Raw genomic sequence first — 23,795 nt, 5'->3', positions numbered from 1 at the left:
TTTTTATTTCAGGTTATGAGAAAAACCGAGCAAACCAGTTTTTCCCTTTTTTCTTTTCTTTTTCTCTAATAATTCCCATCATATTTTCTTTTACTGCTCCTACATAATCGGCATCATCATGTTGAATATGGTTAATTAACCATTTAGCCAAAATTTCTTGTAATTCTGCTTCAATCGTGTGTCCCATTTCAAAACGTTCACGATATAGCTCTATTTTTTTAATAAATAAATCATGTACACGTTTATGAGGTACACGATATTTATAATCAGCTTCCTCTTGCAAACTTTCTTCGAAAGTAAAATGTGATTGCGTATAATCGATAATATTGTCTAGAACATCTTTAATTCGACGTCTGTCTTCTTCATCTTTTACATCATCAATTTCATTAATATAATCAAGTATTCGTTTATGTTGCTCATCAATAACATCAATACCCGTATTATATTCTGAAGCCCATTTCATTTTCATACATCTCCCCAATGATGCTTAATGATCGTTGCATAAACTCCATGATATATTTAAAGAATATAAATAAAAACAAACCTATTTTGTCGGCTTTAACATATAAAAATTACATTCAACTCAAGTTATTGTTTTTAAAATATTTAATTAAAATTAACCAACTAAAATAATAAAGTATTTTTTAAACAAACTATTTAATTATTAAATGATGAAAATATATAAATATCCTTATTCATATATTTTAAATGTATTTTATATTAATACTGATCTGCACGCGTAATACGTTTAAGTTTAGGATTTTCCTGTTCGCGCTTTAATCTTTCTACAAAGGTAATAGCCTTTTTAATTGGTTTACCATATTGAAATAAAATCATTTCACCAGGTTGGTATGCTGTCCAATTTTCATTATGTGTTAAAGGTTCAGTTGTTATTACTGCCACACGGTCTTCTGGAGTGGTTACCTGGCTAAAATCGACTTCGACATCTAAATCAATTAAATGAGCATAATTAAATGGATATTCACGAACGAGCCAATGTAATTTAGTAATGGCATAACTAAATAATGCTTTGCCATTAGATAGGCAATAATTAAATGTGCCGTATTCTGCAATTTGTGGAGAAATCTTTTCTAACACTTCAAATATCTGTTCAAGACTTGGTTCTTCATAACCAAAAGCTTCAACGAGTTGATCGAGCAAATAACAAAATGCACGCTCACTATCGGTATTACCTACTGGTGTGAAACGTCCACTTAACGGCGGATTAAAGTCATGTAAATCACCATTATGGGCAAAGATCCAGTGTCGCCCCCACAACTCTCGAATAAACGGATGAGAGTTTTCTAAAGTGATTTTACCTTGAGTAGCTTTGCGGATATGTGCAATCACGTTGCGTGATTTAATAGGATAATTACGAACGAGATCAGCAATTGGAGACTCAACTGCCGATTGGTTATCAACGAATAAACGGCACGCCTTATCTTCGAAAAATGCAATGCCAAACCCATCACTATGATCTGAGGTAATTCCTGCACGCTGTGAAAAACCACGGAAGGAAAAAGTGATATCCGTTGGTGTTGCACAATTCATTCCTAATAGCTGGCACATATCGCTTTAAACTACTTCTAATTACCCCATCTGCTCTATTGTGCATGAGAGTAAAAGTGCTTGCAAATCTCAATATGTGCTGGCTATTACAAAATAGGAAATATGATTAACGCTGCACCATTTTATTCATGACAAACGAGGTCGCGACTTTATTCACCTCAAGAAATACAAAATAATCCAAACAGTTAAACTCTTCATCAAAAAAAGCCTGTTTCGATAGTTTTGACTGCATGCTCAGATACATTTGGAATAGCTTGGGCATACGTTCATCTTGTGGGAAGCTAAATTCAGGATATTCAGGTTCATAGATTTTTTTCGAACGGATATCAATCGTTTTACTTTCTGGTAACTGCTGAATCTGGCGATGCGTGTAGTACGCTCTAGCCAAATTATCTTGTAAATGAATGCTGACACAGCCCATTAAATATTTAGCACGCATTGACCATAGCACTTTCGGTGCAAGGTTTAACCACAGCATAGATAACGCTTTACCATTACGAAAGCGAGGATGTACACAGGTACGGCCTATTTCTAACACATTTGGAAGATGCGATAACTGAGGAACTATATCAAACTCATGTGCGCTATAACTCTGTGCTATTTCATGGCCTTGAAATAGTTTTAAACGCGTATACGCTACAATTTCTCCAGTCCACTTTTCACGCAAGACCGCATGTTCACAACCAAAATCGTAAATATCTTGGTCTAAGTTATCTTCAAACTTGATTCCGAATTGTTGACTAAATTGTTGTGCACGAAACCGTTGTACATCTTGTAATTCTTTTAAATTATCAACCCACTCAAAACGAAATTGCGTCTGATTTATTGCTTTATGACGATTTAAAGGTAAAGTCCAGGTTTGGCGATATTGATTAAATTTTTCCAGCATAATGAACGCTCCTAGTGACACCACCTACACTAGTCAAAGCTCATGACAAAAAAATGACCAAATCAAGATGGTATAAAAAAAGACCACCTAGGGTGATCTTTTTATTGAGAGTAACGGATTTCTTAAGCTGTTTTAGTGCGGTTAGAAATCAGCGTTCCAACACCATGATCAGTGAAGATTTCAAGTAATGTTGCATGTGGCACGCGACCGTCAACAATATGCGCACTCACAACGCCGCCTTTAACAGCATCAAGCGCACAGCCTACCTTAGGAATCATACCGCCATAGATCACACCTGTTTCAATGAGGCGATCAACTTCTTGTGTCGTAAGGCCAGTTAACAGATTTTTATTTTCATCAAGCACACCGCTAATATTGGTGAGCAAAATTAATTTTTCAGCGCCTAATGCTTCTGCAACCTTACCTGCAACTAAATCAGCGTTAATATTATAAGTATTGCCTTCTTCATCTACACCTAATGGCGCAATAACTGGAATAAAGTCACTTTGGGTGAACATTTCCAATACATCTGTTTTAACGCCTGTCACTTCACCAACCATACCCAAGTCGATATGTTTGATAGAGCCATCTTCTTCCTGCTTTTCCATAAGCAATTTGCGGGCACGAAGTAAATTACCGTCTTTACCCGTTAAACCAATCGCACGTCCACCGTGTTTATTAATCAGGTTAACGATTGATTTATTTACACTGCCGCCCAACACCATTTCAACCACTTCCATGGTTGCAGCATCAGTTACGCGCATACCGTCAATGCGGTCAGATTCACGGCCTAACTGCTTTAAGAATGAGTCTACTTGTGGTCCACCACCGTGAACAACAATCGGATTTAATCCTACAGTTTTAAGTAAAACGATGTCTCGGGCAAATGAACTTTCAAGCTCTGGATCAGTCATTGCGTTGCCACCGTATTTCACCACCAGCGTTTTACCAGTAAAGCGTTGAATATACGGCAAAGCTTCAATCAAGATTTTTGCTTTGTCGACACCGATATGCTGATGTTGTGGCATTACGCCTCTCCTTACTTAGGCCTCTGAAAGTTCTTGTGCAATTTGCGGATAGTGTTCTTGCAACATATCCACAAATTTTTGCTGGATTTCCTTTAATCGTAAAGGATTATCTGCATCAAATCGTACTGTAAAGTATTCACCAGTATTTGATGCTCGAATAATGCCAAAACCATCATCAAAATCAAGACGTACGCCATCAATTTTACTAATACGTGCCCCTAAGCGATGACTTAAAATCTCAATATCTTGTAATACATACTTTGGATCAGACTGATAAGTACCAATATAGGTATCTTCTGTACAACATCTTTCTGGATATGGAGCAAATAATTCAGAAATTGTAGCGGCATCAGATTGGGTAAAATACTCCATTACTCGTAATGCAGCATATAAACCATCGTCGTAGCCAAAACCACGGCCATCATTAAACACATAATGACCTGCATATTCTCCACCAAAAATGGCACATCCATTCGATTGAGATAAATAAGCCCTTAGGAAACTACTTCCCGTGCGGATCATTTTTGCTTTTCCACCGAGTTTCTCGACGGTCTCTTGAACCATACGTGAACATTTCACATCAAAAACAATTTCTTGCTCTGGATGCTGCTCAAGGCACATTTGCGCAAAAAGCGACAATAAGCGGTCTGCTGTTAATATCTGTGCTTTTTCATCGACTAAAACAACACGGTCTCCATCGCCATCAAGAGCAATACCAATATCAGCCTGCTGCTCGACCACGGCTTTTCGCAAGCTAATTAAATGAGCTGCATGTGATGGATCTGGTGCGTGATCTGGAAACTCTCCATTTGGATTAGTGCGTAAAGCAATGACTTCACAACCCATTTTTTCTAAGATTAGTTTTGAACAATGCCCAGCTGAACCATGCAAACCATCTAAAACAACTTTTAAAGGACGTTTTAACTGAATATCTTTAAAAATGGCTTGTTGGTATTGCTGGCAAAATTCAGCTTTAAATTGCGGTAAGGTTAACTCAAGTACAGAAATTGAATGGCTTGGTACATAAGTTTGGGCTTCTTCACCCACCTGTTGAATCATTTCCGGAGACGGCGGTTCGCCTTTTAAAATCCACTTAATACCATTATCAGATTTTGGGTTATGACTTGCTGTCACCATGATGCCATTACCACCAAAATCTCGTGCAATGTAGTACATCATTGGTGATGAACAGCAACCAACATTGATAACGTTTAAACCTTGTTCTATTAAAATTTCTTCAATTAAGTGTGCATAGGCTGGGCTTGTGAGACGGGCATCATAGCCAATCACTAATTGAGTTTGTTTTGCTTGTTTGTATTGTTGTGCCAATCCGTAGGCAATTGAACGGACAACGTCCGTGGTTAAGTAAGAAAGTTTGCCTCTAATATCGTAAGCACGAAAAATACTTTTTGGAAATGAGTGTCTTACATTCATAGCGTATCTTCTATTTAAAGATCAATTCGATCTATCGCAAAAACATAGATTATTCAAAATTTTTGAAAGGTTTGTTTGCTAAAAAAGTTAAAAGAATATGAGTAAAGCGTGTTGTAATATAATCCATTGTAACATTCAAGAGATAAAAAGAAACGCCTGTTCAACAGGCGTTTGATTTTCGTTAATATTTTAGAAAAACTTACTGTTTACCTGTATGACCAAAGCCACCAGCGCCACGTAAAGTTTCTTCAAATTCTTCTACTTGCTCAAATTCAGCTTGTACGACTGGCACTAAAACGTACTGTGCCAAGCGCTCACCTGGTTCTAAACGGAATGTAGTTTGACCACGGTTCCAAACTGAAACCATCAATTCACCTTGATAATCCGAATCAATCAAACCAACTAAGTTGCCAAGCACGATACCGTGTTTATGACCTAAACCTGAACGCGGTAAAATTAAACCAGCAAAATTTACATCATGAATATAAATTGCCATACCTGTTTTAACTAAAACAGTTTGTCCTGGTTCAATATCAATTGCTTCATCTAAACAGGCACGTAAATCTAAACCCGCTGAACCTGCTGTTGCATATGAAGGTAAAGGCCATTCTTTACCTAAACGCGGATCGAGCAATTTCACTTGAACTTTCATGGGATTTCCTAAAAATTAAAAAAATTAACGCTTTAATAAAGCTTTTAAATTTGCCAGATATTGTTGAGCCTGTTCTTTAGGGTCAACATTAGCCGCAATTTTCTTTTTACGCCCTAACCACTCAAGCTCATCTTGCGGAAGCTCATCAAGGAAACGGCTAGGCGTCATTTGTTTCATCTGTCCACCATTTTTACGCTGTTCCGCTAGAGTTAAAGTTAAACCTTGGCGTGCACGTGTAATTCCCACGTACATGAGACGGCGCTCTTCCTCAATGGTTTCTGCTGCAATCGAGTTCTTGTGAGGCAATAGTTCTTCTTCAAGTCCCATAATGTACACATATGGGAATTCCAGACCTTTTGCTGCATGCAAAGTAAGAAGGTTAACTTTGTCTGTATCTTCTTCTTCCTGCTGCTGTTCTAACAGATCGAGCAAAACTAGTTTTCGAATGACACTTTCAATATTCTTTTCATCAACATCTTCAGCACGATTAATCAAATTTTGAATGCTGGTAAATAAGTTCTCGATATTATCGAGCTTACTTTTCTCTTGTGCAGGTGTTGCTGACTGTTCTCGAACATAATCCATATAACCCGCTTCATTCATCATTTGACGAACTTTAGGCACTGGCTCATCATCTTCCAACAATTCACGAGTAAATGTCGCGATAAAATCGGCAAATTCATGAAGCTGTGTTTCCGCCTTTTTAGGCAGCACCATACTTAAACGCTGGTCAGCAGAAGCACCGAGTAAAGACAAATTGTTTTCTTGTGAAAATAAACCTAACTTCTCTAGAGTAACAGGGCCAATCGCACGTTTAGGTGTATTAATAATACGTAAGAAAGCACTGTCATCTTCTGGGTTAATAATAAGACGCAAATAACTCATTACATCTTTAATTTCTGCACGCGCGAAGAACGATGTACCACCAGAGAGTTTATACGGAATTTGCATTTGGCGAAGCTGGGTTTCTAATACACGTGCCTGAAAGTTCCCGCGATACAAAACGGCATAATCTTTCCAGTTCTTACCGTTCATTAGCTTATGAGTCAGTAAGTCTTTTACCACGCGCTCTGCTTCATCGTCATCATTACGACATGTAATGATTCGGATGACTTCCCCATGTCCTTTATCACTCCACAATTTCTTGTCAAAAATATGTGGATTATTTTGAATCACACAGTTCGCTGCTTTTAAAATACGGCTGGTCGAACGGTAATTTTGCTCAAGTTTAATAATATGTAGATTTGGGAAATCTTGTTTAAGCAATGCCATATTTTCAGGCTTAGCACCACGCCATGCGTAAATCGACTGGTCATCATCACCTACCGCGGTGAACTGCCCCATTACCCCAACTAACAGTTTGACCAAAATATATTGGGCCGTATTGGTATCTTGATATTCATCGACCAGTAAGTAACGGACACGATTTTGCCATTTGTCACGTACTTCTGCATTTTCTTGCAATAAGCGTGTTGGCATAACAATGAGGTCATCAAAATCGACGGCATTGTAGGCACGTAAATTACGTTCATAAAGTTGATAGAGATGTGCAAACTGGACATCTTCCGGTGTTTCACAAGTCGAATGTGCTTGTTCTGGCAAAATCAGATCGTTTTTCCAATCTGAAATTTTCTTCATTGCTTTAGCAATTAATTCTTTACTCTCTGCACCCGACAAATTGTCGCGATGCATAAGATCCATCAAAATACGTTTACAGTCATCTGCATCTAAAATCGAAAAATTAGCTTTTAAAGGTAAATTTTTAAGTTCTAAACGTAAAAGGTTTAAACCAAAAGTATGGAAAGTAGAGACGGATAAACCTTTTGCTTCTTCACGTGACAAAAGCTTGGTCACACGCTCTTTCATTTCACGGGCAGCTTTGTTTGTGAAGGTCATCGCGGTTATACGATGTGCAGGAATACGGCAATGTTGCACCAAATAGGCAATTTTACGCGTAATTACCGATGTTTTACCTGAACCAGCGCCAGCAAGCACCAATAAAGGGCCCTGAGTATATTTCATGGCTTCTTCTTGCTTGTTGTTCAATTGACTGGCAGATGACATCGTGTATTACCTCTTAATTTTTCGAGCATGATTATAGTCATCTCTTTTTTAGAATCCCAATAGTAAATCTACGGATATGTATAAATGATGTCTAATAATGCAATTTATGCGCCGCAGAATGTCGTGATTATTTATTGTACTGCACCCATAAAAAAACCACCCGAAGGTGGTTTTTGAAACAATAGACTAGATCTTATTGTTTAGCATAAATACTGATTTCTACACGACGGTTTTGTTCACGGCCAGATGCAGTAGAGTTATCTGCGATCGGGTTAGATGAACCATAACCTTGCGCGTCGATACGGCTAGCAGATACGCCTTGGCTAGCTAAATAACTACGTACTGATTGAGCGCGTGCTTGTGATAATGGAATGTTGATAGAGTCATTACCAGTGTTATCAGTATAACCAGTTACAAGAATTGCACTCTTGTTATCTTCAGCCAAAGTTTGAGCCACTTTGTTCAAAGTTGCGTAGAAGTTTGGCTTGATGTTTGATTTGTTTGTATCAAAAGTAATGCTACCAGGCATGATCAATTGAACAGAACCATCTGGGTTACGGCCAACGTCTACACCAGTACCCGCCATTTGTTGACGTAATTTTTTCTCTTTCTGGTCAAGGTATACACCACCAGCAGCACCAAGAACTGCACCAATTGCCGCAGCACGGTTGTTTTGACGGCTAGAGTTTGCATTTGATTTAGAAATACCATAACCAGCTGCTGCACCAATTAAAGTACCTAATGCGGCTTTATCGTATTCAACGCCACCAAGATTATTACCAGTTGTTTGACAACCAGAAAGAACTACTGCTGCCCCTACCACTGTTGAAATAACTAATGCACGCATTGCATGCCTCCTCACTTTGTGTGTTTTGTTGTCTGAATGAATAATGAAACAAAAAGGAAGTATAAAACATTGATATTTTGTTAATAATAAACAGTTTAGTTATGTTTTTGTAATATTTTGATGCACTTTAAGATGCTAGCTCATCACAATTTCTTCATTGTTGTCTAAGATAACGTTGTATTTCATATTATGACAGTTATAGTTGAACAACTTTTCTATGGATTTGAGACATTCGGGGTCTTTTATATGTCAACTGCACCCAATAAACAATCTGCGCTAAAAAAAATTACACGTGGACTCACTGTAGGTACAGTCATTACAGGAAGTACTTTTTTTCATGGTCCTCCTGTTCTTGCATTAGGTCTGACCAAGCTTTTAAAAAAATCATCAAAAATAGATGAAACTAATATTCAAATTACAAATAGCTGGTTAGGGGTAAATAACTGGTTAATTGACCATGTTCTACCCAATCTAAAATGGGACATTACCATTGATGAAGGGCTTGATCTGAATATGCAAGGTCGTTATTTAATGACCTGTAATCATCAAAGTTGGGTTGACACGACTGTAAATCAATATTTTGGTTTAACCCGTATGCCCCTTACCCGTTTCTTTACTAAATGGGAACTCATCTTTATTCCTTTTGTTGGGCAAGCATTTAAAATTTTAGGCTTCCCAATGATGAAGCGTCACACTAAAGAACAGATCGCTAAGAATCCTGAACTTAAAGACCGTGACATGATGGAAGCACGTAAAGCTTGTGAGCAGCTTTTAAGTCAGCCCTTCACTCTATTAAATTATTTGGAAGGTACTCGTTTTACTCAAGAAAAACATGACCAGCAAAAATCCCCTTATAAGCATTTGCTAAAACCCAAAGCAGGTGGCTTGGCGCTTGCATTAAACATCTTGGGTGACAAAATCGATGCCCTAGTTGATATGACCATCGTCTATCCTGATGGCGTACCGGGATATAGCGATTTCTGGCTTGGGGATGTTTCTAAAATTGCGGTTAACTTACGTAAAATTGAAATTCCAGACTGGGTACTTGGCGGCAACTATGAAGATGACGCGGCTTATCGTGAACGTTTTCAGCAATGGGTTCATGACATTTGGACCGAAAAAGATCAACTTATTGAGCAAATGAAATCTCAATATACCACTGCAAATATTTAAGAAAGCACCCGTTATTATGCAAAACAGTTCTGGGAAAAAAACGAAATACCATCATGTAGACCCAAACAGCCTTTCATTTAAGCTGTTTTTGGTCTACGACATCTTTATGGTGTTTATTATCATTTTTAACTTGTTCTGTCTTGCGACTAATTTCTTTTTAATGAGCAGTATTGGGGCATGGTTCTTTGAACATATTCACTTGCCCCAAGTACTCAGCTTTTATCGTACTTCACTACATCCTTGGGTGATTACGTCAGAAGCTTGGTTTATTGGTTTTTTAATTATTGAGCTGGTTGTACGCTGGGCTATTGCCATTATCAATAAGCACCATAAGCGTTGGTTCTTTTTCCCGTTTATTCACTGGTATGAAATTTTAGCTATTATTCCTCAGCTCCGTTTTTTACGTTTATTCCGCGCTGGGATTATTGCTTACCGTTTACATGAGTTGGGTTATCCAGTTGTTCCGGAAAGCTGGCGGAAAACTGGGCTATTTTATTATCGCGTCGTAATGGAAGAGTTATCTGACCGCGTTGTAATTACCGTGATTGATGGCATTAGATATGAACTTGAAACCAGTTCTAGTCATAAACAGATTATTCATGACTTGGTTAATCATCATCGTGAGCAATTTACTGTCGCTCTAACCGCATTATTACAAGAATCTTTAGCCACCGTTTTAAAAGAACAAAAGCCTGCCATTACAAAAAGTGTGGGCAAAATTGTAGATCAAGCCATTATTGATACGCCTGAGCTAACTCAATTATTACGCTTAATTCCTTTAGTCGGTGGCCGCATTGAACAGCAAATTCAAAGCATTGGTCAAAGATTAGGTGAAAATATTAGTGCAGGTTTAATTGAACCTTTAATTGAGGGATCTCAAGATGCTCCAAATCCTACTTATCAATTAATTTCTCAAAGAGTAAGTGAAATCAATATTAATAATCGTCAGCTTGAGCAATTGGTTGAATCTGTCGTGTTCGAGACACTGGAGTCTGTACGTAAACAAGTCAAGGTCAAACAATGGCAACAAACCCTTGCGGAGTATGATCGAATCAAAGAATAAGCATTTATTTAATTTTTTATGAATCACGCTAGAGAATTGGCACGAATTGTTCTAGCATTTGCCCTATTTACAATAAACTTAACGATATTACAGCTCGTTTAACGCCTTGAAGGAAGACTTATGGCTGATATACGGATTACCGGCAGAATGGTTAACTTTAGCAGGATAACCTTCGATACCAATGATCATGATGTGATCCGCCAGCAATTATCAAATATTTTAAATGAAGGTTCCTATCAAGGAACTTTAGTGATTATTGACAGTACAGTTGAGCAAGAGTTAATTGCATTGATTCAACTTCTGGTGAGCTTGGGTTTACAACCAATGGCGGTAATCGACGGTATTTTAGGAGATGAGGCTCGCGCTATTCAATTCCCTGTTTTACCGGCAGATCAACCATTACAACGCATTAAAGCGACAGCTGAACAAGTGGCTATTGTGGAAAAACCTGCTACAGCTCCTGCCTCGTCTTCAGCAGAAACAAAAAAACCACTAAACAAGATAGCGGTCGCTCATATTACCTCTTATCATGATGAAATTTTGCGTACAGGCCAATCCCTTGTACAAGATAACGGCGATATTATTTTAAAGGCTGGCATGAATAGTGGTTCCGAGGTGATCGCTTCAGGAAATATACATATTTATGGCACAGTTCGTGGTAGAGTCATTGCTGGTGCGGGCGGGCACGCAGCTGCACGCATTTTTTGCCAATCTTTAGAGGCTGAGCTCGTTTCCATTGCCGGAACGTATTGTGTCGCAGATGATATCCCTAAACATGTGGTAAAAAAACCAGTACATATTTATTTAAATGAAAAGCAAGAGCTTGAATTTGAAGCTCTAGAACTTTAATTTATTAAGCAAATCACCAAAAAACAGCCCTTTTAAGGGTGTATGACCATAATAGGAGTGGATTCGGTGGCCAAAATTGTTGTCGTAACATCAGGCAAAGGTGGTGTAGGTAAAACTACAACGAGCGCATCTTTTGCAACAGGTTTAGCCCTTCGTGGTCATAAAACTGTTGTGATTGATTTTGATGTAGGCTTACGTAACCTTGATTTGATTATGGGTTGTGAGCGTCGTGTTGTTTACGATTTTGTTAATGTTATTAATAACGAAGCACGTCTGCAGCAAGCCCTTATTCGCGATAAAGATATCGAAAACCTTTATATTTTACCGGCTTCACAAACACGTGATAAAGATGCGTTGAGCGACGAAGGTGTTGCTCGAGTTATTGATGAGTTATCTCAAGAGTTTGATTACATCATTTGTGACTCACCTGCAGGGATCGAGCGTGGCGCGATTTTAGCCATGTATCATGCAGATGAAGCAATCATTGTAACAAACCCTGAAATCTCTTCAGTACGTGACTCTGACCGTATTATTGGTATGTTAGATAGCAAAACCAAGAAAGTTGAACACAACGAAGGGCGTATACGTAAACATTTATGTATTACACGTTTTAACCCGGAACGTGCTGACCGTCAGGAAATGCTGACAATTGATGATATTTCTAAAGATATTTTACGCGTACCGACATTAGGTGTTATTCCAGAATGTCCAAGTGTATTACAAGCATCAAACGAAGGTAAGCCAGTTATTCTGTATTCAGAAACTAAAGCTGGTCAGGGGTATGATGATTTGGTTGCACGCTTCCTTGGCGAAGACCGTCCTTATCGACACATCACAGCTCAACCTAAAGGCTGGTTAGCACGACTATTTGGAGCGTAGATATGGCAGGATTCTGGAGTAAATTATTTAGCAGCGAAGAAAAACCATCAAGTGCTCAAACTGCCAAAGATCGTTTGAAAGTTATTGTTGCTTCTGAACAAGGTTTAGGCCGCCGTTTAAGCCAAGACAAAATTGATCAGATGAAAAAAGAAATCATGCAAGTGGTTAGCCGTTATGTTAGCGGTGTAGGTGAACAGCATATCCAAATGCAAGTTCGCTCTGAAGCTAATATCGAAATGTTAGAAATGAATATCAATTTACCTGAAGAACGATAATTCTATTTCTGACTATTCAATAAATCAGAATCAAGGCAAAATAACGCAAGTTATTTTGCCTTTTTTAAAATGAGGAGATTGTCATGGCATTATCACAGCCAGCAACTTTCAATGAAGAATGGTCCGATGAGCGTGTTTTTGCCTACCTCAACCAACTTCCTCCAAGTGGTGTGAATGCAGATTTTCATGTGCTCTACCATGCATTCAAACATATGCGCCCAACAGACTATGAGCGTCTTTTAAAGCAATTTATTGCGGACGGACGCGATATTAATGCCAAAGACCCTGAAGGCCAACGCATCCATGATGTAATTGCTAAGTTTCCGCGTCAATCAGCACCATTTTTAGAAGTTCTAGCAAAGTTTGCTTAAAATAAAAAGCCTCTTAAAGAGGCTTTTTTCTTATCTAAACTTATCGATTACCAATCAGGAAAATACCAAATACGGTAAAAATACCACCCGAAATACCATCAATCCATTTTGAAAAATTACGATAAGCTGCTCTAAAACTTGGTAACGAGAAAATAAAAGTCACAAAGCAGAACCATAAAATTGTCTCGACTGTGACAATAATAAAGAGTAGCCAGTGAACTTGATCAAGTTGAGGATTAGCTAAAAATAAAGAGAAAACACTACCAAAATAAATAACAGCTTTCGGATTTGATAAATTGGTTATCAAACCTTTAATAAAAAATAAGTAAGGTGCTTTGGGAAGTTCAACAGCAACATTGCCCTCTTGCTGATTTTTTGAAAAAGCTGAACGTAGCATCTGATAGCCCAACCAACATAGATATAAGCCACCAGCAATGAGCAAACCTTGCTTTAACCAAGCCATTTTTTCAAAGATAAGATTTAGCCCCATCAGTGCCAAGCACGCCCAAAACATAACACCTGCCGTTATACCAGCAACGACCAGCATAGCGTCTTTACGAGATCGACTAATGGCGGTTTGAGATACAAGAAAAAAATCAGGCCCAGGAGTGATAAGTGCACAAAAGTGAATAAAGGCTAACGTAATCAGAGCTAATAACATGTCTTTCTCCTGATTTAATTCATTGTTATTTATTTAGGGAAAATACATTAGCACTTTTTACTAAACGATAAAATCTTTAAGTCACTTATAAATAGGTTCACTTTTATTTAAGTTATAAAAAAGCCTCCGAAGAGGCTTAAATTGTATTGTCTTAAACTAGAATATCCCGTTTACCATTAGGACCCATTGAGCTCACAATGCCGTTCTCTTCCATTTGATCAATAATACGAGCAGCACGGTTATAACCAAGGCTAAATTTACGCTGTAGCGAAGATGTAGACGCTTTTCGAGTTTCTAATACGAATGACACACATTGATCATAAAGTGCATCTCGGTCAGAACCGCCTTCACCCTCTTCAAAGCCACGTGACGCTGGCTCTTCATCAAATGGTGTCAAGATTTCATCAATATAATCTGGTTCGCCACGCTCACGCCAAGCATCACAAATACGGTTTACTTCATCATCACTAATGAAAGCACCATGTACACGTTCTGGCTCAATTTTACCTGGTCCTAAGAACAGCATATCACCGTGACCTAACAAGTCTTCTGCACCACCTGCATCCAAAATAGTACGCGAGTCAATTTTACTGTTTACACGTAGTGCTACACGCGTTGGAATATTGGCTTTAATCAAACCAGTAATAACATCAACAGAGGGACGTTGAGTCGCAAGCAATAGGTGAATACCAGCAGCACGAGATTTTTGCGCCAAACGGGTAATCATTTCTTCTGCTTTTTTACCCACCTGCATAATCATGTCGGCGAACTCATCCGCAACAATCACAATAGATGGTAATGGCGTTAAACGAGGTGCACGTTCTTGTGTCGCCGAGTCGCTTGGCTTCCAAGTCGGATCAATTAAGTCTTCACCATTCGCAATCGCTTCTTCAACTTTACGGTTGTAGTCACTTAATTTACGAATTTTTAAGAACGACATAAGCTTATAACGACGTTCCATTTCATTCACACACCAGTTCAACGCACTTACCGCATCTTTCATGTCAGTAACAACGGGAGTTAATAAATGTGGAATATCATTATAGTTTGCAAGTTCCAACTGCTTTGGATCGATTAGAATTAAACGTAATTGGTCAGGTGTATATTTAAGCAACATCGATAAAATCATCGAGTTGACCGCAACCGATTTACCAGAACCTGTCGTACCAGCAACCAACATATGTGGTGCTTTCGCTAAATCAGTGAGTACAGGATTACCTGAAATATCTTTACCCATCGCCATACTAATTAATGCACTTGGGTCGCGATATGTTGGCGTTTCCAATAACTCAATCAAACGTACCATTTCACGGGCACTGTTTGGCACTTCAATACCAATGTATGGTTTACCAGGAATAACTTCGACCACACGTACAGATGCCATCGACATTGAACGTGCCAAGTCACGTGAGATATTCGTTACCTTAGAAGCTTTAACACCCGGCGCCAAATCTAACTCAAAGCGAGTTACAACTGGTCCTGGTTGAGCCTCTACCACCTGTGCTTTAACGTTAAATTCTTGCAATTTAATTTCAAGCAATTCAGACAAACGTGAAAGTTGCTCTTCAGTAAAGTTGACTTTCTTATTTGGATCAACCTTATCAAGTAGGTCAAGGCCCGGTAAAGTTGGTAAATCCAAACGCTTCTTAGCAACTTGCATTGCACGAGACATTGGGCGGCCTGATGCATCTGTTAACGGTGCATCAAAATCGAAATCGTCCTCATCAAAATCAGCATTTTCCTGCGGTTTTCCAGCAGTCTCCTGCCAAGCTTCAATAAACTCTTCTTTTGAAAGTTTGTCGGCCTGAATAGTCGTTTGGATAGGAGCTTTTACAAATGCTGAAGATTGCGCATAACTACTTGCTCTCACAGGTTCAGTTGGGGCAATGTCTTCATCTATTAATAAATCATCAAAATCTTCAAAGACTTGTTCGTTTGCTAAATTTTTAGGTGATTGATTTAAATTTGAAATATTTGAAGATGTTTCATTCGCAATATTAACAGATTGCGAAGTTGGTTCCGCCTCTACATGATGATCTTGAACAAACGGTGTATGCACATCTGTTGCAGTTTTACTGTTCGGAACCGCGGCAAGCAACTCATCAAAAATCTCATCATCATTCCAATCAAGACCATGTAAGTCTTGTTTTGATGAGGGTTGATTTTGATTTACTTGAGAAATTGTTTGTTGGAATTGTTCATGAGCAGGAACTTGCTCTATCTCTGTCGAATCATCAGCAGCTCTTAAAAGCGCATCAATTTCTTGCTTATGACTCGCATCATCACGCTGTAAAGCACGCCATACTTCGCCAGTCGCAACTAAACGTTGACTATCTCGTTCAAGTTTATGGGCCTGTTCAAGCGTATGCTCAAAGTTCTGAGTATTTGCAACTGGTGTATCTGCAACAGGTTCAGGTCGGCTCTGCTCTTTCGCTAGCACATCTGCAAATAAGCGCTCAGCAACGGCATCATGTCGTGTTGTCGTAGATTGCGGTTGAGCTGTTTCAGATTGAGATGGTGTTTCTTTCTCATCTGAAGCATTAGCATTCGTCTCTGCATTATCAGCAACTTTAACTGCGGCTGCTTTGTTGGCAGGTTGAGTGGTTAAGTCATAATCCGATTCATTCGGAGATACGTTCTTATAAAATAAATCTTGTAAATAACTTGGTGTAGCTTTGAGCGTAACCCATGTTTTACTCCATTGCACCCCAAATGCAAGAGTAAACAACACTACTCCGAAAACCAGTAAAAATAAGGTTGCACCGTAAATTGTTAACAATTGAGATAGGCTTTGACCTAACTCATAACCAATAATTCCCCCAGCTGCATTATCTAAAGTATCTGCCGGCACATTCCAGTGTAAATAAAGTAAGCTAGATACAACTAAAATTAAGAAGAATTGTGCAGCATAACGAAATGGGCGGTTTAGGAAACTACGTGGCCACCAAACCTGAATTGCTTCAATGAAAAGGAAAATTGGAATAAGCAAACTTGCCCATCCTAAAAAACCAAACAGCAAATCTGCAATCCATGCGCCAGCAATACCACTTGCATTGGATACTTGCTGAGTATCACTGGAAATATGCATCCAGCCCGGATCAAATGGTGTATATGTTACTGTTGCCAGAAACATATAAATACCAAAAGAAACCAAGAATAATGTCATCAATAAGCGCTGTGCATAAACACTTGACACCGCAGTCATATACTGTCCTGTAACCCATTTAATTATTGGTTTAGAGATGTGAAGAACTACATTTTAGATCTTCAACGAATGAACTTTATATTATGCACCTGTTCTTACAAAAAAGGTGCATGATTCTTTACAGTTGTTGTTAACATAAGGCACTTCTATATTGTTATATAACTTAATTCGATTGACCTGATCAATATTATCCACATTGATTTAACGCTATTGATCGGCAAATTCACGTATAATTTTCAAAATTCTCGAAATAAATAAGGATACCCTCAATGAGTGCTCGTCATTCTCGGTTAATTATTCTCGGTTCTGGCCCTGCGGGCTATAGTGCAGCAGTATATGCAGCGCGTGCAAACCTTAAACCTACTTTAATTGCAGGTTTACAACTAGGTGGGCAACTTACAACAACAACCGAAGTTGACAACTGGCCGGGCGATCCTGAAGGTTTAACAGGTCCTGCATTAATGGATCGTATGCAAGCACATGCTGAACGCTTTGGTACAGAACTCGTCTATGACCATATTAACGAAGTGGACTTAAATGTACGTCCTTTTGTTTTAAAAGGTGACATGGAAGAGTACACATGTGACGCTTTGATTATTGCAACTGGTGCTACAGCTCAATATCTTGGCCTAGAGTCTGAACAAAACTTTATGGGACAAGGCGTAAGCGCATGTGCAACATGTGATGGTTTCTTCTACAAAAACCAAAAAGTAATGGTTGTTGGTGGTGGTAACACTGCTGTTGAAGAAGCACTTTATTTATCAAATATTGCTTCACATGTAACGTTAGTACATCGCCGTGATACTTTACGTTCTGAAAAGATTTTGCAAGATCATTTATTTGCCAAAGAAAAAGAAGGCAAAATCAGCATTATTTGGAATCACGAAGTTGAAGAAGTATTGGGTGACAATACTGGCGTAACCAGTGTTCGCCTTAAATCAACTCAAGATGATTCTAAGCAAGACGTAGAGGTTCATGGTCTGTTCGTAGCAATTGGTCACAAGCCAAACACTGGAATGTTTGAAGGCCAGTTAAACCTACGTGATGGCTACATCCAAGTGCAAAGCGGTACCTCTGGTAATGCAACAGCGACTTCTGTAGCTGGTGTTTTTGCTGCTGGTGATGTCGCTGACAGCATTTATCGCCAAGCGATTACTTCTGCTGGGTCTGGCTGTATGGCGGCTCTAGATGCTGAAAAATATCTAGATAATCTTTAATTAATAGATTTCTAGAGTTTTAAAACAGCCGTTCTTATAACGGCTGTTTTTTTAGAATAATGACTAGCTGACATATATTAATTTTTATAGCATAACCTTAAAGCTCATCTTATTTTATTTTTATGAATACACTTCCACTTTCCCAATTCATTTTTCCTGATCCCATTGAAGCCGATCCAGATGGGCATGGTTTAATTTGTATCGGAGCGGACCTCTCCCCTTCTACCCTATATGAAGCATACACCCATGGTCTTTTTCCTTGGTTTAATGAAGATGAGCCTATTTGTTGGTGGAGCCCAGAACCTCGTTGCGTGATCTACCCTCAAAACTACAAGCCCAGCAAGTCATTACTGAGAAATATGAAAAAACATGACTATGCAATTACGGTTAATCATGCCTTTGAACAAGTTATTCGCTCTTGCTCTTTGCCAAGAAGTTATGCAGACGAAACCTGGATTAGTGAAGATATTATTCAAGGCTATTGTGAGATGTTTAATGCTGGTTATGGTTATAGCATTGAAGTATGGCAACAAGAGGAGCTTGTAGGAGGTTTATACGGTGTTACGATTGGCAAAGGGTGTTTTGGTGAGTCAATGTTTAGCAACGAAACCGATGTTTCAAAAATGGCTTTTTATACATTAATGCTCATAGGACAAGAAAATCAGCTACCATGGATAGACTGCCAACTCGTAAACAGTCACTTAATTAGTCTGGGAGCCAGTACACTTTCTCGTCAAGACTACTTAAAATCGTTACAAGATGTAATTATTCACCCCTCTATCAATTGGAAAAAGTATCAAGAACGTGTATTTTCAAGTAAAACAATAGCATTAGATGCAAAATTAATGGAATGATAACAGGAGGGACCAATCATGAAATCATATCACCCGAAGTCCCTTTTAAATGATCTGCAGTATTATATTACTCCACCTCATGATTGTAGCTATCTAGAAAATAAATCAGCACGCATGGTGTTTTTAGATCCCATCCATCGAATTGATGTGGTCACTCTTTCAGAACTTTCTCGTTTAGGCTTTCGCCGTAGTGGCGACTTTGTTTATCGCCCTGAATGTCACTTATGTAGACAATGTCTGTCTTGTCGTGTTCCAGTTGCCGATTTTCAAATGAACAGCATGCAAAAAAAAGCATGGAAACGAAATCAAGATCTCACCATGACTGTTCTGCCTACGCGACAAGCAGCTCAAATTCATTATGATTTATACGAACGCTATATTAATGAACGCCATGCAGATGGTGATATGTTTCCACCAAGTCTAGATCAGTTTGAAAAGTTTTTAGTACATAGCTGCACAGATAGTTTTTTTCTTGAGCTTTGGAAAGACAATCGGCTCATTAGCGTTTCTACTTGTGATTTAATGGATGATGGACTATCGGCTGTCTATACATTCTTTGATCCCGATGAGCATCGTAGATCACTTGGTGTTTACTCTATTCTTAACCAAATTGAATATGTGAAATCGCTCGGTTTAGAATATCTCTACTTAGGCTATTGGGTGCCTCATTCAGCCAAAATGAACTATAAATCGCAATATACCCCTTTAGAACTTCTGCTCGATGGGCAATGGCGCCGTTTAAACAGGTCATTATCACCAGAAGAAATTCAACAGCTAGGTACATCTCTTATGACTACGTTACCTTCTGAATGGAATAATTTAATCATTAAATAAAGATGCGAAATTATCTGTACAGGTTTTTACCATAATGACCGCATGTTCCCGCCCACCATCTTGGGTAGGATAATAATTGCGACGCAGATCAATTTGGTGAAAGCCTGTTTTTTCATATAAACCAATAGCGGCTTTATTACTTTCACGAACTTCTAAAAAGATTTGTACTGGCTGATTTTCCAATTTTTCAATTGATGCACTTAATAACTCATATCCTAAACCCTGCCCTTGCATTTTAGGATCAACTGCCATGAGTAATAAATTAGCTTCATCTAAAACAGGCTGTAAAATACAAAACCCAACCACTCTGTTTTGTGACTCAATCACTGTACATTGATAAGAGTTCAAAGATTCAATAAATTGCTGTCTTGACCACGGATGGGTCTGAACTGATTTTTCAATTTGAACGACAATATCCACATCAGTGTTTTGCATAATACGAATCATGAGTTTCAACGCAATGAAGATTCTAAAGTAGTGCGTATTATAAAAACTTCCCAAGAAAAAACGAGTAAAAAAAAAAGGACAATTGAATTGTCCTTTTTTCAGTATTTTTTAAAGACCTAATTTTTCACGCCAAGTTGCTAGCAATGCTGTGGTATCCGAATCATTTGGATGAAATTTTGGTCTTAAAAAATCAAGTAACTCTGGAATTTGACGAGTCATAAAACCTTTACGACCATACATGAACTTAAGCATGTACTTCGTATCCTTCCAAGTTAATTTTTCGTCAGTTTTAAGTAACTTAGCAGTAAAATAAGACTGAGTTGCGAAGATTAATGCCATTGCAATAATCAAGGCTGTTGAACGCATAAAATAAGCTCTCGGACCTTGTCCGTACATACTTGTATACACATCAAATGCCACAGCTTTATGTTCATTTTCTTCAACTGCGTGCCACATCCACAAATGATACATAGTGTCGTCTTGGAACATGGCCTGAATTTCAGGGTTTTGTAAAAGTTCAGCTGCAATGGTCGATGTGAAATGCTCTAGAGCACAGGTTCCAGTCAAATCAATCATTTCTTTGGTATAGCCAAAAGGTTTCATTAATTTGGTTACAACAGCTGTACCCATCTTAATGACTTTTCCTGTTTGCTTTTCCATATGACGCACATCATAACCATAAGCCTGTGCTGAAGCATTAAATGCTAAATGCTCTTTGGAGTGCATCGCTTCTTGACCAATAAAAGCACTAATTTCTTTTTGAAGATCTGGATCAGCAAGCTTTGGATCATTTCGAACAGCACGCGTACTATTTACAAAGAACTGCTCACCTTCTGGAAAAAGGGCCGATAATGCTGTCATAAAATGTGTTAATGCTGCATCATAATTTGCCCAATAACGTGGGACCTGAGCAAATTCAAAATCCATACGACGCACAGGGAAACTAGCGCCAGCACGATTGGAAATATTTACCTTAGCATTCATCTCAAACTCCTTTTAAGTGAATAGCTAATTCACATATAACTTTATTTATTTTCTTAATATTTATAATCATACGTCTTTCGATGTACCAATTAAGTGCAGATGAGGACAGAGAAATATCAGATGAGGTCATTCATAGACACATAAAGGTGCAATATCTGCTCCACGATCTCTTTAATATAGTTATAGAAAAATAAAAAAGGGCCACTATCGGCCCTTTATAAATCATGAATTAAATCTATAAACCTAATTTTGCTTTCCATGTTTTCAATAGACCAACGGTATCTAGATCATTTGGATGAAAGCCAGGTTTAAAGTAAGCTAACATTTCTTTAGCCATACCACTAATAATACCTTTAGATGGGCTATATCCGTATTTATAAATTACTGATAGTTCATCTAAATTCAACTTGTTGTCTTGCTTTAATAAACGAAGCACAAAGGATGACTGGATTAAAAAGATTAAAGTCATAGCAAATACCAAAGAACTGGTTCGTAACGCATAAGCTTTTATGCCTTTACCAAACACACCTTCGTATACGTCATAAGCTACGGCTTTATGCTCATTTTCTTCAATCGCATGCCAATACCACATTGTTGACATTGTCTCATCTGTCATAAGCTCTTGAATGTGCTTATTGACCAATAATTGCGACGCAATAGTAGCGGTAAAATGCTCAAGAGCCGTTGTAGCAGTCAAGTCAACCATTTCTTTTGTCATACCGAAAGGTTTGACAATTTTTACAAAAGTTTTAATGGCTGTTTGAATTGCCGTATCGGTAAATTTCTCTAACGTTTCTACATCATGACCAAACTTTTGAGCAGAAGCATTGAAGTTTACATGCTCTTGAGTATGCATTGCTTCTTGCCCAATGAAAGCACTAATTTCTTTTTGGAGCGCTTCATCATCTTTAATAGCTGGGTGATAACGTACTGCTCTTACACTATCTATAAAGAATTTCTCACCAGCGGGAAACAGTGCTGACAATGCAGTCATAAAGTGTGTGAGTCCAGCAGAACCATTCATCCAATATTCTGGTACATCATTAAAGTCAAAATTCATACGACGTACTGGAAAGCTTGCACCTGCACGATTCGTAATATTCACTTTAGCATTCATACCCAAAGCTCCTTAGTAAGTAACCCTAGTTACTCAAACTTTATTGTTCGTTTTCTTGATTCTTATCATACAAATTTAATAAAAAGGATTAAGGGGAAATAAGGACATTGAAATATCAGTTAGGGCCAGCCTTTATAGTGATTGTTAGACAATTAAGTATAAAAAAAGCGCTCTAAAAAGAGCGCTTTTTTTCACTGAAAGTGATTATGCAGTTACTTTCGCAACAACACCAGCACCTACAGTACGACCACCTTCACGGATCGCAAAACGTAGACCTGGGTCCATTGCGATTGGGTGGATTAATTCTACTGACATTTCAACGTTGTCGCCTGGCATAACCATTTCAACGCCGTCTTGTAATTGGATTGCACCAGTTACGTCAGTTGTACGGAAGTAGAACTGTGGACGGTAACCATTTAAGAATGGAGTGTGACGACCACCTTCTTCTTTAGAAAGTACGTATACTTCTGCGTCGAATTTAGTGTGCGGCTTGATTGTACCTGGTTTAGCAAGTACTTGACCACGTTGTACGTCTTCACGCTTAGTACCACGAAGTAAGATACCACAGTTCTCACCTGCACGGCCTTCGTCAAGAAGTTTACGGAACATTTCTACGCCAGTTACAGTTGTTTTAACTGTATCTTTAATACCAACGATCTCTACTTCTTCACCAACTTTAACGATACCAGCTTCTACACGGCCTGTTACTACAGTACCACGACCAGAAATTGAGAATACGTCTTCGATTGGCATTAAGAATGCTTTGTCGATAGCACGTTCTGGTTCTGGAATGTAAGAGTCAAGCGCTTCAACAAGAGCAAGAACTGAAGACTCACCATATTGACCAGCATCGCCTTCCAACGCTTTAAGCGCAGAACCACGGATAACTGGAGTGTCATCACCAGGGAAGTCATAAGTAGAAAGAAGTTCACGAACTTCCATTTCTACTAATTCAAGTAATTCTTCATCATCAACAAGGTCACACTTGTTCAAGAATACGATGATGTAAGGTACACCAACCTGACGAGAAAGAAGGATGTGTTCACGAGTTTGTGGCATTGGACCGTCAGTCGCAGCACACACAAGGATCGCGCCGTCCATCTGAGCAGCACCAGTAATCATGTTTTTAACGTAATCGGCGTGGCCCGGGCAGTCAACGTGCGCGTAGTGACGAATTGGAGAATCGTATTCTACGTGTGAAGTATTAATTGTAATACCACGTGCTTTTTCTTCAGGTGCTGAGTCGATTTGTGAGTAATCTTTCGCTTCACCGCCGTAAGTTTTTGCACAAATTGTTGCAATCGCAGCAGTTAAAGTTGTTTTACCATGGTCAACGTGACCGATTGTGCCCACGTTTACGTGTGGCTTATTACGTTCAAACTT

Annotated in this window: 23 protein-coding genes; 9 read left to right on the top strand and 14 right to left on the bottom strand. The window is 38.6% G+C overall.

Translation table 11 applies throughout. The features are described from left to right. Nucleotides 1-13: 13 nt before the first annotated feature. From MKL33_RS10095 to MKL33_RS10060, 8 genes are all read right to left on the bottom strand, one after another. A complete protein-coding gene (locus tag MKL33_RS10095; RefSeq protein WP_002121698.1) occupies nt 14-469 on the bottom strand; it encodes a bacteriohemerythrin in 456 nt (151 codons plus the stop codon). 251 nt (nt 470-720) lie between these two features. Next, nucleotides 721-1,569: a class II glutamine amidotransferase gene (locus tag MKL33_RS10090; protein ID WP_270906898.1), complete on the bottom strand. Its 849-nt coding sequence runs from the start codon at nt 1,567-1,569 to the stop codon at nt 721-723. A gap of 106 nt (nt 1,570-1,675) precedes the next feature. After that, nucleotides 1,676-2,458: a GNAT family N-acetyltransferase gene (locus MKL33_RS10085; RefSeq protein WP_002121744.1), complete on the bottom strand. Its 783-nt coding sequence runs from the start codon at nt 2,456-2,458 to the stop codon at nt 1,676-1,678. A 122-nt stretch (nt 2,459-2,580) separates the two neighbouring features. Next, the gene (gene argB, locus MKL33_RS10080) at nt 2,581-3,486 is read right to left on the bottom strand and encodes an acetylglutamate kinase (protein WP_002121716.1); all 906 of its coding nucleotides are present in this window, start codon (nt 3,484-3,486) and stop codon (nt 2,581-2,583) included. Between the two features lie 15 nt (nt 3,487-3,501). Further along, complete coding sequence (locus MKL33_RS10075) at nt 3,502-4,920, bottom strand: phosphomannomutase/phosphoglucomutase (protein ID WP_270906897.1); 1,419 nt, start codon at nt 4,918-4,920, stop codon at nt 3,502-3,504. A 199-nt stretch (nt 4,921-5,119) separates the two neighbouring features. Beyond that, on the bottom strand, nt 5,120-5,572 hold the full coding sequence (gene dut / locus MKL33_RS10070) for a dUTP diphosphatase (RefSeq protein ID WP_002121799.1): 453 nt from the start codon (nt 5,570-5,572) through the stop codon (nt 5,120-5,122). Between the two features lie 24 nt (nt 5,573-5,596). Next, nucleotides 5,597-7,636, bottom strand: coding sequence for a UvrD-helicase domain-containing protein (locus MKL33_RS10065; protein WP_005070868.1), 2,040 nt, complete (start codon nt 7,634-7,636; stop codon nt 5,597-5,599). Nucleotides 7,637-7,829: 193 nt separating this feature from the next. After that, nucleotides 7,830-8,483: an OmpA family lipoprotein gene (locus MKL33_RS10060; RefSeq protein WP_005070886.1), complete on the bottom strand. Its 654-nt coding sequence runs from the start codon at nt 8,481-8,483 to the stop codon at nt 7,830-7,832. Between the two features lie 246 nt (nt 8,484-8,729). Between MKL33_RS10060 and MKL33_RS10055 the strand changes: the two genes are divergently transcribed. The 6 genes from MKL33_RS10055 to MKL33_RS10030 all read left to right on the top strand — a co-directional run bounded on the left by MKL33_RS10055 (nt 8,730) and on the right by MKL33_RS10030 (nt 13,093). Beyond that, on the top strand, nt 8,730-9,656 hold the full coding sequence (locus tag MKL33_RS10055; protein WP_005803140.1) for an acyltransferase: 927 nt from the start codon (nt 8,730-8,732) through the stop codon (nt 9,654-9,656). Nucleotides 9,657-9,672: 16 nt separating this feature from the next. Continuing rightward, nucleotides 9,673-10,719 (top strand): preprotein translocase subunit SecA, encoded by a 1,047-nt coding sequence (locus tag MKL33_RS10050; protein ID WP_270906896.1) that lies wholly within the window; start codon nt 9,673-9,675, stop codon nt 10,717-10,719. A 120-nt stretch (nt 10,720-10,839) separates the two neighbouring features. Beyond that, nucleotides 10,840-11,568: a septum site-determining protein MinC gene (minC, locus tag MKL33_RS10045; protein ID WP_005075304.1), complete on the top strand. Its 729-nt coding sequence runs from the start codon at nt 10,840-10,842 to the stop codon at nt 11,566-11,568. Between the two features lie 66 nt (nt 11,569-11,634). Next, nucleotides 11,635-12,447, top strand: a complete 813-nt coding sequence (gene minD, locus MKL33_RS10040; RefSeq protein WP_002121719.1) for a septum site-determining protein MinD — start codon at nt 11,635-11,637, stop codon at nt 12,445-12,447. Nucleotides 12,448-12,449: 2 nt separating this feature from the next. Next, nucleotides 12,450-12,722: a cell division topological specificity factor MinE gene (gene minE / locus MKL33_RS10035; protein WP_000896934.1), complete on the top strand. Its 273-nt coding sequence runs from the start codon at nt 12,450-12,452 to the stop codon at nt 12,720-12,722. An 83-nt stretch (nt 12,723-12,805) separates the two neighbouring features. Continuing rightward, nucleotides 12,806-13,093, top strand: coding sequence for a PA4642 family protein (locus MKL33_RS10030; RefSeq protein ID WP_005070896.1), 288 nt, complete (start codon nt 12,806-12,808; stop codon nt 13,091-13,093). A 40-nt stretch (nt 13,094-13,133) separates the two neighbouring features. On the opposite strand, the gene rhtC is transcribed toward MKL33_RS10030, so the two are convergent. Both rhtC and MKL33_RS10020 read right to left on the bottom strand, forming a co-directional pair. After that, on the bottom strand, nt 13,134-13,754 hold the full coding sequence (gene rhtC, locus MKL33_RS10025) for a threonine export protein RhtC (RefSeq protein WP_031947563.1): 621 nt from the start codon (nt 13,752-13,754) through the stop codon (nt 13,134-13,136). Between the two features lie 151 nt (nt 13,755-13,905). Continuing rightward, a complete protein-coding gene (locus MKL33_RS10020; protein ID WP_069035918.1) occupies nt 13,906-16,959 on the bottom strand; it encodes a DNA translocase FtsK in 3,054 nt (1,017 codons plus the stop codon). 269 nt (nt 16,960-17,228) lie between these two features. On the opposite strand from MKL33_RS10020, the gene trxB reads away from it, so the two are divergent. From trxB to MKL33_RS10005, 3 genes are all read left to right on the top strand, one after another. Further along, nucleotides 17,229-18,176 (top strand): thioredoxin-disulfide reductase, encoded by a 948-nt coding sequence (trxB, locus tag MKL33_RS10015; RefSeq protein ID WP_002121722.1) that lies wholly within the window; start codon nt 17,229-17,231, stop codon nt 18,174-18,176. 122 nt (nt 18,177-18,298) lie between these two features. Next, complete coding sequence (aat, locus tag MKL33_RS10010; RefSeq protein WP_005070905.1) at nt 18,299-19,030, top strand: leucyl/phenylalanyl-tRNA--protein transferase; 732 nt, start codon at nt 18,299-18,301, stop codon at nt 19,028-19,030. Between the two features lie 18 nt (nt 19,031-19,048). Continuing rightward, the gene (locus MKL33_RS10005) at nt 19,049-19,864 is read left to right on the top strand and encodes an arginyltransferase (protein WP_004703325.1); all 816 of its coding nucleotides are present in this window, start codon (nt 19,049-19,051) and stop codon (nt 19,862-19,864) included. Here the strand turns inward: MKL33_RS10005 and rimI are convergent. The 4 genes from rimI to tuf all read right to left on the bottom strand — a co-directional run. Then, on the bottom strand, nt 19,850-20,311 hold the full coding sequence (rimI, locus tag MKL33_RS10000; RefSeq protein WP_069035919.1) for a ribosomal protein S18-alanine N-acetyltransferase: 462 nt from the start codon (nt 20,309-20,311) through the stop codon (nt 19,850-19,852). The genes MKL33_RS10005 and rimI overlap by 15 nt on opposite strands. Nucleotides 20,312-20,419: 108 nt before the next feature. Next, entirely contained in the window at nt 20,420-21,295 is an 876-nt protein-coding gene (locus MKL33_RS09995) for a metal-dependent hydrolase (protein ID WP_270906895.1), read from the bottom strand. 235 nt (nt 21,296-21,530) lie between these two features. Next, nucleotides 21,531-22,412 (bottom strand): metal-dependent hydrolase, encoded by an 882-nt coding sequence (locus tag MKL33_RS09990; protein WP_002121792.1) that lies wholly within the window; start codon nt 22,410-22,412, stop codon nt 21,531-21,533. Nucleotides 22,413-22,616: 204 nt separating this feature from the next. Beyond that, on the bottom strand, nt 22,617-23,795 hold a 1,179-nt coding region (tuf, locus tag MKL33_RS09985; protein WP_017399900.1), incomplete at its 5' end, for an elongation factor Tu.

The organism is Acinetobacter sp. AOR43_HL (assembly GCF_027854635.1).
GTDB lineage: Bacteria > Pseudomonadota > Gammaproteobacteria > Pseudomonadales > Moraxellaceae > Acinetobacter > Acinetobacter pittii.
Note: the sequence above shows the minus strand (reverse complement) of the source record. Positions and strands in the feature narration are given on the sequence as shown.

Coding starts and splice junctions, on each gene's coding strand:
- MKL33_RS09990 (WP_002121792.1), bottom strand. CDS start 22,412: ATGAATGCTAAAGTGAATATTACGAATCGTGCAGGTGCAAGCTTTCCA.
- dut (WP_002121799.1), bottom strand. CDS start 5,572: ATGAAAGTTCAAGTGAAATTGCTCGATCCGCGTTTAGGTAAAGAATGG.
- minE (WP_000896934.1), top strand. CDS start 12,450: ATGGCAGGATTCTGGAGTAAATTATTTAGCAGCGAAGAAAAACCATCA.
- MKL33_RS10055 (WP_005803140.1), top strand. CDS start 8,730: ATGTCAACTGCACCCAATAAACAATCTGCGCTAAAAAAAATTACACGT.
- MKL33_RS10065 (WP_005070868.1), bottom strand. CDS start 7,636: ATGTCATCTGCCAGTCAATTGAACAACAAGCAAGAAGAAGCCATGAAA.
- MKL33_RS10005 (WP_004703325.1), top strand. CDS start 19,049: ATGAAATCATATCACCCGAAGTCCCTTTTAAATGATCTGCAGTATTAT.
- trxB (WP_002121722.1), top strand. CDS start 17,229: ATGAGTGCTCGTCATTCTCGGTTAATTATTCTCGGTTCTGGCCCTGCG.
- MKL33_RS10060 (WP_005070886.1), bottom strand. CDS start 8,483: ATGCGTGCATTAGTTATTTCAACAGTGGTAGGGGCAGCAGTAGTTCTT.
- MKL33_RS10090 (WP_270906898.1), bottom strand. CDS start 1,569: ATGTGCCAGCTATTAGGAATGAATTGTGCAACACCAACGGATATCACT.
- minC (WP_005075304.1), top strand. CDS start 10,840: ATGGCTGATATACGGATTACCGGCAGAATGGTTAACTTTAGCAGGATA.
- argB (WP_002121716.1), bottom strand. CDS start 3,486: ATGCCACAACATCAGCATATCGGTGTCGACAAAGCAAAAATCTTGATT.
- MKL33_RS10075 (WP_270906897.1), bottom strand. CDS start 4,920: ATGAATGTAAGACACTCATTTCCAAAAAGTATTTTTCGTGCTTACGAT.
- MKL33_RS10050 (WP_270906896.1), top strand. CDS start 9,673: ATGCAAAACAGTTCTGGGAAAAAAACGAAATACCATCATGTAGACCCA.
- rhtC (WP_031947563.1), bottom strand. CDS start 13,754: ATGTTATTAGCTCTGATTACGTTAGCCTTTATTCACTTTTGTGCACTT.
- MKL33_RS10030 (WP_005070896.1), top strand. CDS start 12,806: ATGGCATTATCACAGCCAGCAACTTTCAATGAAGAATGGTCCGATGAG.
- aat (WP_005070905.1), top strand. CDS start 18,299: ATGAATACACTTCCACTTTCCCAATTCATTTTTCCTGATCCCATTGAA.
- MKL33_RS10095 (WP_002121698.1), bottom strand. CDS start 469: ATGAAAATGAAATGGGCTTCAGAATATAATACGGGTATTGATGTTATT.
- MKL33_RS10085 (WP_002121744.1), bottom strand. CDS start 2,458: ATGCTGGAAAAATTTAATCAATATCGCCAAACCTGGACTTTACCTTTA.
- rimI (WP_069035919.1), bottom strand. CDS start 20,311: ATGATTCGTATTATGCAAAACACTGATGTGGATATTGTCGTTCAAATT.
- MKL33_RS10020 (WP_069035918.1), bottom strand. CDS start 16,959: ATGACTGCGGTGTCAAGTGTTTATGCACAGCGCTTATTGATGACATTA.
- MKL33_RS09995 (WP_270906895.1), bottom strand. CDS start 21,295: ATGAATGCTAAGGTAAATATTTCCAATCGTGCTGGCGCTAGTTTCCCT.